This is a genomic window from Rhizobium gallicum bv. gallicum R602sp (assembly GCF_000816845.1).
Taxonomy (GTDB): domain Bacteria; phylum Pseudomonadota; class Alphaproteobacteria; order Rhizobiales; family Rhizobiaceae; genus Rhizobium; species Rhizobium gallicum.
Window position 1 is genome coordinate 2,610,621 of sequence record NZ_CP006877.1, and the last position, 12,997, is coordinate 2,623,617.

Annotated in this window: 14 protein-coding genes and 1 pseudogene; 10 read left to right on the plus strand and 5 right to left on the minus strand. The window is 59.6% G+C overall.

The window, feature by feature from the left end; all coding sequences use genetic code 11:
• Positions 1 to 517: 517 nt before the first annotated feature.
• The 3 genes from RGR602_RS12955 to RGR602_RS12965 all read left to right on the plus strand — a co-directional run bounded on the left by RGR602_RS12955 (position 518) and on the right by RGR602_RS12965 (position 2,923).
• Positions 518 to 811, plus strand: coding sequence for an ArsR/SmtB family transcription factor (locus tag RGR602_RS12955; protein WP_039845453.1), 294 nt, complete (start codon positions 518 to 520; stop codon positions 809 to 811).
• A 110-nt stretch (positions 812 to 921) separates the two neighbouring features.
• Positions 922 to 2,046, plus strand: coding sequence for an alkene reductase (locus tag RGR602_RS12960; RefSeq protein WP_039845454.1), 1,125 nt, complete (start codon positions 922 to 924; stop codon positions 2,044 to 2,046).
• Between the two features lie 73 nt (positions 2,047 to 2,119).
• On the plus strand, positions 2,120 to 2,923 hold the full coding sequence (locus RGR602_RS12965; RefSeq protein ID WP_039845455.1) for an aminoglycoside phosphotransferase family protein: 804 nt from the start codon (positions 2,120 to 2,122) through the stop codon (positions 2,921 to 2,923).
• A 127-nt stretch (positions 2,924 to 3,050) separates the two neighbouring features.
• On the opposite strand, the gene RGR602_RS12970 is transcribed toward RGR602_RS12965, so the two are convergent.
• Both RGR602_RS12970 and RGR602_RS12975 read right to left on the minus strand, forming a co-directional pair.
• Positions 3,051 to 3,335, minus strand: a complete 285-nt coding sequence (locus RGR602_RS12970) for a DUF2188 domain-containing protein (RefSeq protein WP_022714246.1) — start codon at positions 3,333 to 3,335, stop codon at positions 3,051 to 3,053.
• Positions 3,336 to 3,953: 618 nt separating this feature from the next.
• On the minus strand, positions 3,954 to 5,156 hold the full coding sequence (locus RGR602_RS12975) for a pyridoxal phosphate-dependent aminotransferase (protein WP_039845456.1): 1,203 nt from the start codon (positions 5,154 to 5,156) through the stop codon (positions 3,954 to 3,956).
• Between the two features lie 352 nt (positions 5,157 to 5,508).
• Here RGR602_RS12975 and RGR602_RS12980 point away from each other — a divergent pair, with 352 nt between their 5' ends.
• The 3 genes from RGR602_RS12980 to RGR602_RS12990 all read left to right on the plus strand — a co-directional run bounded on the left by RGR602_RS12980 (position 5,509) and on the right by RGR602_RS12990 (position 7,456).
• Positions 5,509 to 5,883, plus strand: coding sequence for a hypothetical protein (locus RGR602_RS12980; RefSeq protein ID WP_039845457.1), 375 nt, complete (start codon positions 5,509 to 5,511; stop codon positions 5,881 to 5,883).
• Complete coding sequence (locus RGR602_RS12985; protein ID WP_052451552.1) at positions 5,883 to 6,245, plus strand: hypothetical protein; 363 nt, start codon at positions 5,883 to 5,885, stop codon at positions 6,243 to 6,245. Before RGR602_RS12980 ends, RGR602_RS12985 begins: the two co-directional genes overlap by 1 nt.
• Before the next feature lie 62 nt (positions 6,246 to 6,307).
• Positions 6,308 to 7,456, plus strand: coding sequence for a PQQ-dependent sugar dehydrogenase (locus tag RGR602_RS12990; protein ID WP_039845458.1), 1,149 nt, complete (start codon positions 6,308 to 6,310; stop codon positions 7,454 to 7,456).
• On the opposite strand, the pseudogene RGR602_RS12995 reads toward RGR602_RS12990, so the two are convergent.
• Positions 7,453 to 7,857 (minus strand): annotated as a pseudogene (locus RGR602_RS12995) (DUF3052 domain-containing protein); the annotation flags it as partial. The gene RGR602_RS12990 and the pseudogene RGR602_RS12995 overlap by 4 nt on opposite strands.
• Positions 7,858 to 7,982: 125 nt before the next feature.
• On the opposite strand from RGR602_RS12995, the gene RGR602_RS13000 reads away from it, so the two are divergent.
• The 3 genes from RGR602_RS13000 to RGR602_RS13010 all read left to right on the plus strand — a co-directional run bounded on the left by RGR602_RS13000 (position 7,983) and on the right by RGR602_RS13010 (position 10,132).
• Positions 7,983 to 8,873 (plus strand): DMT family transporter, encoded by an 891-nt coding sequence (locus RGR602_RS13000; protein WP_039845459.1) that lies wholly within the window; start codon positions 7,983 to 7,985, stop codon positions 8,871 to 8,873.
• 483 nt (positions 8,874 to 9,356) lie between these two features.
• Positions 9,357 to 9,572 (plus strand): cold-shock protein, encoded by a 216-nt coding sequence (locus RGR602_RS13005; protein WP_007534130.1) that lies wholly within the window; start codon positions 9,357 to 9,359, stop codon positions 9,570 to 9,572.
• 146 nt (positions 9,573 to 9,718) lie between these two features.
• Positions 9,719 to 10,132 (plus strand): BA14K family protein, encoded by a 414-nt coding sequence (locus tag RGR602_RS13010; protein ID WP_039846847.1) that lies wholly within the window; start codon positions 9,719 to 9,721, stop codon positions 10,130 to 10,132.
• Positions 10,133 to 10,202: 70 nt separating this feature from the next.
• Here RGR602_RS13010 and RGR602_RS13015 read toward each other — a convergent pair whose 3' ends face one another.
• On the minus strand, positions 10,203 to 10,847 hold the full coding sequence (locus RGR602_RS13015) for an MBL fold metallo-hydrolase (protein ID WP_039845460.1): 645 nt from the start codon (positions 10,845 to 10,847) through the stop codon (positions 10,203 to 10,205).
• A 276-nt stretch (positions 10,848 to 11,123) separates the two neighbouring features.
• Between RGR602_RS13015 and RGR602_RS13020 the strand changes: the two genes are divergently transcribed.
• Positions 11,124 to 11,741: a DUF1236 domain-containing protein gene (locus RGR602_RS13020; protein ID WP_039845461.1), complete on the plus strand. Its 618-nt coding sequence runs from the start codon at positions 11,124 to 11,126 to the stop codon at positions 11,739 to 11,741.
• Positions 11,742 to 12,067: 326 nt separating this feature from the next.
• Here the strand turns inward: RGR602_RS13020 and RGR602_RS13025 are convergent, their stop codons facing one another.
• Positions 12,068 to 12,961: a branched-chain amino acid aminotransferase gene (locus RGR602_RS13025; RefSeq protein WP_039845462.1), complete on the minus strand. Its 894-nt coding sequence runs from the start codon at positions 12,959 to 12,961 to the stop codon at positions 12,068 to 12,070.
• Between the last annotated feature and the right edge of the window lie 36 nt (positions 12,962 to 12,997).

A 12,997-nucleotide genomic window follows, 5' to 3' on the forward strand; every position in this document is an offset into this window, starting at 1 on the left:
CCATGCAACCAACGCATGACTGGCATGCACAAAAGAGGGTTGCCGTTTGCTCAATTAAACACCATATCGCACTCAGCTGATGCACATGGTGGCTTTTCCTCCCAGTTCCACCGCATTAGCTGTTCCCCTCTGGAGGTTTTTGACCTTCACACCTTAAAGGGCCCCGAACTTTCGGCGGCCCTCTTTTTTTGCCCAGAATCGCTGCATTGCAACATAATTTGTGCAGCGCATGGCAGGCATGCATAATAATGCATTGAAAGCTGCCCAAGAAAGCACCATATCGCACCTAGCTGATGCACTTCGGTGGCTTCTCTCCCAGTGCCACCGCATTAGCTGTTCCCCTCTGGAGGTTTTTTGACCTTCACACCTTAAGGGCCCCGAGCTTTCGGCGGCCCTTTTTTTTGCTTAAAATTTAGGCGCCCTTCAAAGCCGAACAGCTCACGCCCTCGTGATTTGCATATCGAAAAGCGACGATCCATATATCGAAAGAATTCGATTTATAGTTCGGCACAAGACGATGGATAGAGATGAAATCCTGAAAGCGCTTTCCCATCCGATGCGGGTGGAAATCCTCAATTGGCTGAAAGATCCGAAGGAGCACTTCTCCTCCCAGGAGCACCCGTTGGAAATGGGTGTCTGTGCCAGCCAGTTCGAGCGCTGCGGCCTTTCACAATCGACCGTATCCGCTCATCTAGCAACATTGAGCCGCGCCGGCCTCGTCACGACCAGGCGCGTTGGCCAATGGATTTTCTACAAGCGCAACGAAGAAACGATCGCTGCCTTCCTCAAGCAACTCAGCCAGGATCTGTGACAGCCGGATCGACCTCGTCGCCACCGCACTTGCCTATCTCTCCGCCGGGTCGAGTTTGCCCACAGTGGCGGAGTGATCCTCCCGCCCCGCCAGAACAGGAAAGGACTTCCATGAACAAGCTTCTCGAGCCCGCGCAGATTGGCGACATTGCCGTCAGGAACCGCATCGTCATGGCACCGCTGACCCGCAACCGCTCGCCCGGTGCGATCCCGAACGATTTGAACGTCGAATATTATCGCCAGCGCGCCACAGCCGGCCTCATCATCACCGAGGCAACGGCCATCACACACCAGGGCCAAGGTTACGCCGACGTTCCCGGCCTCTACAAGAAGGAAGCCCTCGATGGCTGGAAGCGCGTGACGGATGCCGTGCATGCAGGCGGTGGCAAGATCGTCGTGCAGATGTGGCATGTCGGTCGCATCTCGCACACCACGCTGCAGCCGAACGGCGGCAAACCTGTCTCCTCAACCAATAAAGTCGCGACGGCGAAGACCTATCTGGTCAACGCCGATGGCACCGGCAGCTTCGCGGAAACCTCCGAGCCGCGTGCGCTCGAGACATCTGAAATTCCCGGCATCATCGAGGATTATCGCAAGGCAGCGCGCGCTGCGATCGACGCAGGCTTCGATGGCGTCGAAATCCACGGCGCAAACGGCTACCTGCTCGACCAATTCCTGCGCGATGGTATCAACGACCGTACCGACCAGTATGGCGGTTCGATCGAACATCGCGCTCGCTTCACCTTCGAGGTGGCAGATGCCGTGACACGCGAAATCGGTGCCGGCCGCACGGCGATCCGTATTTCGCCGGTCACACCCTCGGGCGAAAGCTATGATTCGAATCCGCAGGCGCTTTTCACCTACGTCGTCGAAGGCCTCGCCAGATATGAGCTCGCCTATGTCCACGTTATCGAGGGCCAGACGGGCGGCGAGCGCGACTATACGCAGGGGACAAATCCGCCCTTCGACTACAAGAACCTGCGCCAGACTTATGAAAAGGCGGGCGGCCATGCAAACTGGATGGTCAACAACGGTTACGACCGTCAGATGGCAATCGATGCCGTCGAAAGCGGCCGCGCCGATCTGGTCGCCTTCGGCAAGCCCTTCATCGCCAATCCGGACCTGGTCGAACGCCTGCAGAAGAACCTGCCGCTGAACACGCCGGACCAGGCCACCTTCTATGGCGGCGGGGCAAGGGGTTATATCGACTATCCACTGCTCGAAAAGGTCGCCTGACCTTCAGACGTACCGGACGAGATCCCGCCTTGCGCGGGATTTCTTTTTCAACTCCCGCCGTTAGAATGCGGCCATGTTCGAATCCCATCTCGACCGCTGGTCGCTTGCGCCGGACGGTGAACCGATCATCACCCATTCCAGTCACCTCCTGCCCGTCCTTTGGAACGGCAAACCGGCAATGCTCAAGAAGTCTCGTGACGAGGCCGAAAGGGCCGGCGGTGCGTTGATGCACTGGTGGGACGGCGGCGGTGCCGCCCAGGTTTATGCTCATGACGACGAAGCTGTTCTGCTCGAACGGGCGACGGGCGGCCGCTCACTGCTGAAGATGGCGATGCATGGCGAAGACGATGAGGCAAGCCGGATCATCTGCCGCACCGTCGAAAGACTTCACGCACCGCGGCAAAAGCCCCCGCCCAGCCTCATTCCGCTGCGCTGCTGGTTCCGGGAACTGGCGCCTGCAGCGAGAGCCTATGGCGGCATCCTTCCCGAATGCAGTGCTATCGCCGAGACGCTGCTTTGCGACCCGCGCGATCCGGTCGTGTTGCACGGCGACATTCACCACAGCAATATTCTTGATTTCGAAGAAGACGGGTGGCTAGCGATCGACCCGAAAGGCCTGATCGGCGAACGCGGCTTCGACTATGCCAACACTTTCGCCAATGAAGACCTTCCGGCCATCAGCGTGCCGGGGCGCCTCCAGCGCCAGCTCCGGATCGTTTGTGCCGAAACCGGCATGGAGTCCAAACGCCTACTGCAATGGATTGCCGCCTATTCCGGCCTGTCAGCGGCTTGGTTCCTCGGCGATAATATGAATACGTCGGCAGAGAGCCCGCTTGCCGTCGCGCGCATCGCTCTGGCGGAGTTGCGGCAAGCCTAGCGGCCTCCTTCAATAAAGGTCAGGGGATGTTTTCTTCATGCGGCAGATCGTGCCACGCGCAAGAGCCTGCGCTTGAGCGCCGCGGAAAAGCGGCTTCATCAACATGGTCGTCGAACGAGCGCTCGGCTCAGGCACGCGGAGAGACATCGGCGGAACCGCCACCCTTCCATTTGGTGTCGACGACTTCCGTCTCCGGCCGGTCGCCGCCTTCGGCATATTCCTCATGCCATTTGCCTTTCTCATCCTGCCAGCTGATCTCGGCGGAATCGCCGCCGACCTGCTGTTCGGCCGCGACGATGCGGGCTGCCTCCAGCGCTTCGGCATGCGACGGGAATGCTTCGGAATAGACTTCTCCCAGCCGGTAGGCCCAGCCGCCGTCATGGGGAACGACCTCGTAAACCACCTTGATCATGCACCTCTCCTCTTTTCTCGTTACCCGATCTGTCGACAATCAGCCGAAGGTCGCCGGACTGCATCCGGTACCATCGCGCGCGGCAAGGCGAGAATTACGAGGCACGCCGCGATTGCTTCCGGCTGACCAATATCGGCAGTATTCCATTAAATGCACAAGACTGCAAATTCGCCCCGCAGTCGCGCTGCCTGATGGGAAAGATCATCGGCTGTCGAAGAACGGAATCAGAATTTCAGGCCCGGCGGATAACCTGCCAGAGCCTGGTCGAGCGTCACAAGCTGCAGTGGCGAGCGAAAGGCGGCCGAAGGACCGCCTCTGGCAGGGGATCATCGAAGTCGTCGGATGAACATCTCCCCTCGTCATGCCCCTTATAGCTTCGGCCGGATCAAGGCTCACCCCCGCGCCGCTTATGCGCAATAACATCGAAGACCGGACGGTTTCGCGTTACGACAATCGTGTTCCCTTCCTCGACCTCACGGGCAAGCTCAGTCTGGCCGTCTCGCGAGCGGATCGAGGTTTTCATACATCAAATGCACGCGCAGCCACACCGTCAACGATCGAATGAAAAGGGAAAAGCCCGCCATCGCTGACGGGCCTTTCTTCAATTCTGCCAACTGCTTACTTGCAGGCGGCGCAGAAGCGCTGGATGCGCTTGCAGGCTTCCTCGAGCAGAGCTTCCGAGGTCGCATAGGAAATGCGGAAGTTCGGGCCGAGGCCGAAGGCCGAGCCGTGCACGACGGCGACGCCTTCACTTTCAAGCAGTTCAGAAACGAAATCTTCGTCGGTCTCGATTGCCTTGCCCGAAGGCGCGGTTTTGCCGATCAGGCCGGCGCAGGACGGGTAGACGTAGAAGGCGCCCTCCGGCGACGGGCAGGTGATGCCTTTGGCCTGGTTCAGCATAGAAACCACCAGATCGCGGCGGCCTTCGAAGATCTTCTTGTTCGCCGGGATGAAATCCTGCGTCCCGTTCAGCGCCTCGACGGCGGCCCACTGGGCAATCGACGTCGCACCCGAGGTCTGCTGGCCCTGGACCATGTCCATCGCCTTGATGAGTTCAAGCGGTCCGGCCGCATAGCCGATACGCCAGCCGGTCATCGCATAGGCCTTGGAGACGCCGTTCATCGTCAGCGTGCGGTCGTAGAGCTTCGGCTCGACTTCGACCGGCGTGACGAACTTGAAGTCGCCATAGGTCAGGTGCTCGTACATGTCGTCGGTCAGCACCCAGACATGCGGATGCTTGAGCAGCACGTCGGTCAGAGCCTTGAGTTCGGCATGCGTATAGGCGGCACCTGACGGGTTCGACGGCGAATTGAAGACGAACCACTTGGTCTTCGGCGTGATCGCCTTGTCGAGATCCGCTGCCTGGAGCTTGAAGTTGTTTTCCTGCGTGGTCGAGACGATTGCAGGTGTGCCGCCGCAAAGCGCCACCATCTCCGGGTAGGACACCCAGTAGGGAGCCGGAATGACGACTTCATCGCCCGGATTCAGCGTCGCCATGAAGGCGTTGAACAGGATCTGCTTGCCGCCGGTGCCGACGATCGTCTGCTCCCAGGAATATTCCAGGCCGTTCTCGCGCTTGAACTTTGCGGCGATCGCCTTGCGCAGTTCGGGGATGCCGGAAACCGGCGTGTACTTCGTCTCGCCGCGATTGATCGCGTCGATGGCGGCTCTCTTGATATTGTCCGGCGTATCGAAGTCCGGCTCGCCGGCGCCGAGGCCGATCACATCGCGCCCCTTTGCTTTCAGCTCACGCGCTTTCTGGGAGACGGCGATGGTGGCTGAAGGCTTCACACGGGAAAGAGCATCGGCAAGAAAGGCCATGATATCGGTCCTATACGGTTGAAACGGGCAGAAGGCCGGGACCGGAGTTCTGCGGTTAGCTCTATGTCCAATGTGCGGCGGCATTTCAAGCGCAAAGGCGTGATGGTGCCAATGATTCTTATTGATCAATTACCGGGCGCGGCGGCCGAACTATGAATCACTTTGCGAAGAACGTGAATCATTCTCTGAACGAGATGCGGATTTCATCCCTGGAATCAAAAACTTCGCCGGATTCGGACTTTGCCATGATTATGCCGCAACAAATGACACGGCATGCCGCAATTCGGTCGCGAGCCTGCCGGGATCTATGCCTCATCTATAGCGCTCCGCAATTGGTTGTTGAGGTATGCCAATGTTTCTGGAGGACGAGCGAGCAGCAGCGCGGCTTCGCGCCCGCCGGGTTTCGCTTTCTTTTCTAATTGCAGCAGGCGTTGTCGCCGCTTCGACGATGACGGCATTCGGGGTCATTTCGACAGCTCGGGCCGAAGGGATGCCGCAGTTGCAGAAGATCGAGCAAACAACCGGCTCCGTTGCCGCGCCCGTGCCGGCAGCAACTGAAGCGGCCGCTCGGCCTTCGGCTTCGGCGAAGCCGCCGCGGATAACGACACGCGCCGAGGGGCAGATCAGGCGCGGGCTGACCATGCTGCTTTTCGCCTTGACCGCTGCGGGCGCACTTGCAGTATGGCGCCGCCGTATCAAGCACCTAATGACCACGAGGACCCGGTAATGATGTCAAGTCCCCGCGACGGAAACCGGCATCAGGATGCGTACGGGTTCGAACCGCTTCCCTCCTACCTCGAACTGGCCATGGCGACCGCGGCGGCCACAGCCCATGACGGGCCGAAGCAGCGTGAGAAAGGCCTGCTTTTCTCGCGCTTGTCTGCGGTCGAGCGGATGATTGCGCTCGGCATCGCCGGGCTTGCGCTTTATGGCGTCGCGCTGATGAGCGACGGCTTCTACATCAAGGGTAAGGCTGCCGTCGCGCAGATCCTGCTGCAGCGCGCCTTCGCGGGACCCGAGCTGGTGGACACGACGCCGACCGCCTCCATTCAACCTCAAAACACAAAGCCGTTATCCGCGCCGCAATAAGGTTGAAGCGCCCTGCCCTCCGCTCCACGTTGCAAGCGGATGAAAGCGACTGGAAACGCCACATGACTATCCCCAAAACATTCGCCGCTTCGCTGCTTTTCGGCGCGTCGGTCCTCGCACCCGGGTTTGCCGCGGCGGCAGACAGGGTCGAGACCGAAAAAGTCGCGGTCAGCGTCGAAACCCTGGCGGAAGGGCTGGAGCATCCCTGGGCTGTGGAAGTGCTGCCTGACGGCGGCTATCTGGTGACCGAACGGCCTGGGCGGATGCGGATCGTCAGGGACGGCACGCTTTCAGATCCGATCGGAGGCGTGCCGGACGTTCGCGCCCGTGGCCAGGGCGGCTTGATGGACGTGGCACTTGCGCCGGATTTTGCGACGAGCCGTACGATCTATTTCACGGCATCGACCGCCAATCGAAGAGGCTCGGGAACTGAAGCCTTCAGCGCCACGCTTGCCACCGACGGCAGCAAACTCGAGAACGTGAAGACGATCTTCACGATGAAGCAGTTCACCGGCGGCAGTATCCAATACGGATCGCGCATTGCCATCGCGGGCGACGGTAGTCTCTTTATCAGCATTGGCGACCGCGGCGACAGAATTCGCTCGCAGGACTGGAAGGATGATGCAGGCTCGATCGTGCATATTAATGCCGATGGCAGCATCCCTGCGGACAACCCGTTCAAGGACAGCGGAAAGGCGCTTCCGGAAATTTGGTCGAAAGGCCATCGCAACCCGCAGGGCATCACCTTCGACCTTGCCGACGGCAAACTCTACACCGTCGAGCACGGCGCGCGCGGCGGCGACGAAATCAATGTCATTGAACCCGGCAAGAACTACGGCTGGCCGATCATCAGCTATGGACGCAATTACTCCGGCTCAAAGATCGGTGAAGGCACGGCCAAGAAAGGACTGGAACAGCCGCTGCATTATTGGGATCCGTCGATCGCGCCGGGCGCGCTCGCGATCTATCGCGGCAGAATGTTTCCAGAGTGGGACGGCGACTTCCTTGTCGCAGCACTCAAATTTCAACTGCTCTCCCGCATGCAACGCGATAAAAACGGTACCTTCGTTGCAGGGGAGCAGATTTTCGAGGGTGATTACGGCCGCCTGCGGGATGTTGTCGTCGCACCGGACGGTGCGCTCTTGATAGTCACGGATGAGGCCGATGGCGCACTGCTGCGTGTCTCGCGCTCCGACCGCCAAAACGGTTAGACACTGCGCAGTTCATTGCCGATCACGAATTTCAGGCCGGACCAGACGGCATCGACCGAACAGAACCCGACGTCCACGAGACCGCGCGGAAACAGGATTTCCGCAGCAAATCCTCATATCGTCGGCAGGCGCGCTGCCTTCTTCGGGCAGGATATCCAGAGTATGCCGTCAGGCTTCAAGGCCTTCAAACGGTGACCCGCCATGCCTTCCAGGGCAACTCGCTTGGCTTCGAAGACATGTATGTAGTCAAAACATGTGCCGTCTACGGGCAGCGCATCATCAACGCGCGAGAAGCCGGCAAAGCCGCGGATCTCGCCGATGGCGTCGGGCACGGCGATCAGCAAGGCCGCCTGCCCGTCCGTCAGGTCGAGCTTTTTGGCAAGCGAAATTCCGGAGTAACCGGGCGGTCATTCTTCCGGCCATGCACGCAATCTCGGCACTCGTAAGGAGCCTTCTTCGCCCTTGCCCAAACGAAATGCAACTGGTAACCGTCCGCGATACAGCCTGCCCCACATCGAGGACTGATATGACGCGCCTCCAGGCGAACCTGCTTCTATTGCTGGCTGCCGCCATCTGGGGCGGCGGCTTCGTCGCGCAGTCGACGGCCATGAAGGCAATCGGTCCGTTCTGGTTCATAGGATTGCGTTTTGCAGTCGCGACCGTCGCCGTCCTGCCTTTCCTGTTCCTTGAAGTGCGCAAGGCAAGTGTCCAGACGACGCGCCGCCATCTGGGGCGTTATATCTTGATCGGCCTTGCCCTTTTCGGCGGCGCTTCGACGCAACAGATCGGGCTTCAGACGACGACCGTGACGAACTCCAGCTTCATCACCGGGCTCTATGTTGTCTTCGTGCCGCTGATCGCAGTCGCCTTCCTGCGCCGACCGCCGCACTGGATCATATGGCCGGCTGCCATCATGGCCGTCTCCGGTATCTACATGCTGTCCGGCGGGCATCTTTCCGCGTTGACCACGGGCGACGGCCTGACAGTCGTCTGTGCCGCATTCTGGGCGATCCAGATCACGCTCGCCGGCACGACGGTCTCCGAGACGGGAAGGCCGCTTACGCTGTCGGCATCCCAATTCGCCGTGACGGCGGTCGCCGCGCTCTTCGTGGCCGCAATTGTCGAGCCTATCAGCATGGAAGCGATCTTGGGCGCGGCACCGGAGATCCTCTATGTCGGCGTCTTCTCTTCGGGCGTCGCTTTCGTGCTGCAGGTGATCGGCCAGCGCTATACCACGCCGTCGCAAGCCGCCATCTTCCTCTCCTCCGAAGCGCTGTTCGGCTCGGCACTCGGCGCACTGCTGCTTGGAGAGACGATGCCGCCGCTCGGCTATGCGGGCTGTGCGCTGATGTTTATCGCTATGCTTGTGGTCGAATTGGTACCGGAAGTCGGAAAAAGACGCGCCCAGCCCGCTTGAGGTATGGCTTTTTCCGGGTTGGACGGCAATTCTGGAAAAAATTTAGCGCGCCGTCCAAGACGCGCTATCATTGCATTTTTGGGAAAAACTGCGCTCAACTTATATTGCAAGCAATACAAAACCTTAATCATACGTGGACTGCGAGCGAAATTTTGCGTTTTGACGCCAATAGGGATCGCCGACCTGAATGTGCTTTCGATAACACGTTAAAAAACTTTTGCTTGCCAATTCCCCTTAATCGCAGCAATCTCACGGCGTTCGGGCATTTTGCGAGCATGGGAAGTCCTTAAGTATGTGCGCGCCGGAAACGCTAATATTCCGGTCAGCCGGTCTCGCCAAGATGGGGAATAATCCCGTCATGAGACAGGCCGAGGTAGAGGGGACCTTTTTCTCGAATTTCAAGAATTGCCTGCCAACGCCCCGCAAGGGACATAGTTGATGCTGCCCGTGTGGATGGCGGGCAGAGAGAAAGGGACCTGACGCATGGCCGAGACTGGCACTGTAAAATTCTTCAATACCGACAAAGGCTTTGGATTCATCAAGCCGGACAAGGGTGGCGCCGACATCTTTGTTCACATTTCCGCCGTTCAGGCTTCCGGCCTTGCCGGGCTGACGGAAAATCAAAAGGTCAGCTTCGACACGGAGCCGGATCGTCGCGGCAAGGGCCCCAAGGCCGTCAATCTGCAGATTGCGGGCTGAGTCCTCTCCAAGGCCGTCGAATTCGAGTTGAGGCCCGGCAGCGATGCCGGGTTTTGTCATTCAGCGTCCGTTCAGATAGCCGCCACTATGTTGTCATCATCACGGTGCAGGAACCGCTCACGGGGTTCCAAGAACAGGATATAATCATGAACAGGCTCGCCAAGACATTTCTTCTGACCGCTACTGCCGCAGCCCTCACCCTTTCTGTAATTGGCGAAGCATCCGCCCGTGACCGCTGGCATCGCCATCACAATGGCGACGCAGCGCTTGTCGGCGGCGCCGTCGGTCTTGCAACCGGCCTGATCGTCGGCTCGGCCATCGCCAATCAGCCACGCTATTATGAAGAGCCGCGCTATATCGATCCGCCCTATGAGCCGGAATATGAAGCCGTGCCGGTTTACCGCGCACCGCCGCGTTACTACGCCCCTGTCCGGGCTGATATCGAGCCCTGGACGCCGCAGTGGGAGCGCTACTGCTCCTACCGCTACCGCAGCTTCGATCCGAGAAGCGGCACCTTCGTCGGCAACGACGGCCGCGAGCACTTTTGCACCGCAGGCTGATCCGCGGACCAATTTTAAACGCAAAGCGCCGCTTAACGGGCGGCGCTTTTGTTTTGATCGTCTGTCGAGATCAGATACCCCTGAGGAACGGGTTGCCGCGTCGCTCGTCGCCGATGCGGCTCCCAGGGCCATGGCCGCAGATGAAGCCGACTTCATCTCCGAGAGGCAGGACCTTGTCGCGGATCGAACCCAGCAGCTGCTGGTGATTGCCACCCGGCAGATCGGTTCGGCCGATCGAGCCGTTGAAGAGCACGTCGCCGAGATGGGCGAAGTTCTGGGCGCGATTGAAATAGATGACATGGCCGGGCGCGTGGCCGGGTGTGTGATAGACTTCAAACTCGTGGCTACCGAAGGAAATCCTGTCGCCATCCTTCAGCCAGCGGTCCGGCACGACGTTTTGAAGACCGGGAATGCCGTATTGCTGCGCCTGCATCTCGATCCGTTCCAGCAATGGCCGATCGTCCTCGTGCGGACCGACGATTTCAACGCCGAGCGCTTCCTTCAGTTCTTTCGCGCCACCCGCGTGGTCGAGATGCCCGTGCGTCAGCCAGATCTCTTTGATGGTCAGACTGTTCTCTTTAAGCGCTTTCAGTATGACCGGCACATCGCCGCCCGGATCGACGACCACGCCCTCCTTCGTGTCCGGATCGAAGAGAACCGTGCAGTTCTGCTGGAAGGGTGTCACTGGAATGATGCCGGCCTGGAGCATGCCCATGATATGCCTCGCTTGTCTCTGCCTGCTTCCGATATAGCCGGAAAGGTCATCAAAGCCAGCCGCTTTTTGGTGGGCATCGCCCTTGCCTCACGCCTTCAAGACGCATCGTAACAACAGTTCATCGCTTCTGAAATGTCCAGGCCCTGTCGAGCTTTATCATTAGATTTCAATTCGTTGCGATTTTCCGATGAATCCAGATTTCAGCCCGCGCGGCCAAGCGGCGGAACTAGACGGTGAACGAAGCGTTTCATTCCAGCTAAAGCAAGGAGAAAAAGAATGACCTTCACGAGAAATCTTTTCCTGGCAGGTGCCGTGCTCGCCGCGAGCGCTGGCTTTGCCAATGCGGAAATGAGCGCGACGGCCATCAACGACCTCAACGTGCGTTCCGGGCCTGGCCCGCAATATCCCTCGGTCGGCGTCGCAACGCGCGGCTCTGCGGCCATCTTGGATGGCTGCATCCAGGGCAGCCGCTGGTGCCGCGTCGATGTTAACGGCATGCGCGGCTGGGTCTATGCTGAATACCTGCAGGTCGAGCACCAAGGCAACGCGATGATCGTGGAAGAGAACGAGGCCGTTCTTGGCGTCCCGTCTGTGACTTATGAGTCGACCGCAACCGTCGTGCCCGCCGATCCGCAGCCCGCGCCCGGCGATGAACTGCTTGGCCCCGTCGGCTCCGTGGAAGCGATAACGCCACCGGAGACGGTCCGCACCTATATCGAAACCACGCCGACGCAGACGGTTCAGCTGGGCGGCGATGTCGTCGTGGGTGCCGAGGTTCCGGATACCGTGACCTTCCAGGAGATTCCCGACTACCAGTACCGCTATGTGCGTATCAATGACCGGCCCGTGCTCGTCGATCCCGGCACCCGCCGCATCGTCTATGTCTATCAATAGGGGTGCAGTGTGAGGCGGTCGTTGGACCGCCTCATCCGTTAGAGTTTCCAGCAGCTTTCTCCCGCACCGAACCTCGCGGGTCGCTTTTGGCGCTCCTTTTCCTTCTTCGACATGATAAAATCGCACACGTCGCAGGAGCGGCGTGGGGCGGCGATCCGCATTGATCGCCCCGGGAGGAAACCACCGAAGAGCGCTTCCGTTCATCACGCAACTGATTGACGGTACATCGGCGGGCGCATCCTCGACCGTTGTCGGAATGATGAATGGTGCGGGCGCGGTGAACCAAAGTACGGTGCGCGGAAGGCTCGACTTGCACGATGGAGACGTTACTCGGCCGCGATAGACGCCCCCGGATAAACTTCCTTCATGTAGTCGTTCATCAGCGTCTCGGAGATCGTCGCCGGCGTGAATTTATAAGGTCCGATCTCGGAGACCGGCGTCACTTCCGCAGCAGAGCCCGTCAAGAAGCATTCGCTGAAGCCCGAAAGCTCTTCTGGCTGGATTGCCCGCTCGACGACCGGATAGCCGCGGCGCTTGGCGAGTTCGATCACCGTCTGGCGCGTAATGCCGTTAAGGAAGCAGTCGGGAAGCGGCGTATGGATGACGTCATCCTTGACGAAGAAGATGTTGGCGCCCGTCGCTTCGGCGACCTGGCCGCGGTAATCGAGCATCATCGCATCCGCATAGCCCTTGGCCTCCGCTGCATGCTTGGAGATGGTGCAGATCATGTAGAGGCCGGCGGCCTTCGACGAAGACGGTGCCGTCTTCGGATCGGGGCGGCGATATTCGGCGATATCGAGGCGGATGCCCTTGAGCTTTTCGGCGGGATTGAAGTAGCTGCCCCACTGCCAGATGGCGATCGCGACATTGATGCGGTTCGACTGCGCCGAAATCCCCATCATTTCGCTACCGCGCCAGGCGATCGGGCGCACATAGGCCTCGGAAAAACCTTGGCGCTTCAGCAGTTCGATAGTTGCCCTATCGAGTTCCTCGACCGAGTAAGGCACCTTGAATCCAAGGATTTCAGCGGAGTTGTGAAGACGCTGGTTATGCTCCGTCAGCTTGAAAACGCGGCCGCCATAGGCGCGCTCGCCTTCGAAGACTGCGCTGGCATAATGCAGACCATGCGTCAGCACGTGAACCTTCGCGTCCTTCCACGGCACGAATTCGCCGTTGAACCAGATTTCGCCATCCAGCTGGTCGAAGGGAACTGAAGCCATTCTCTTATCCTCCGGCGCCCGCACGCCATGCCTGTT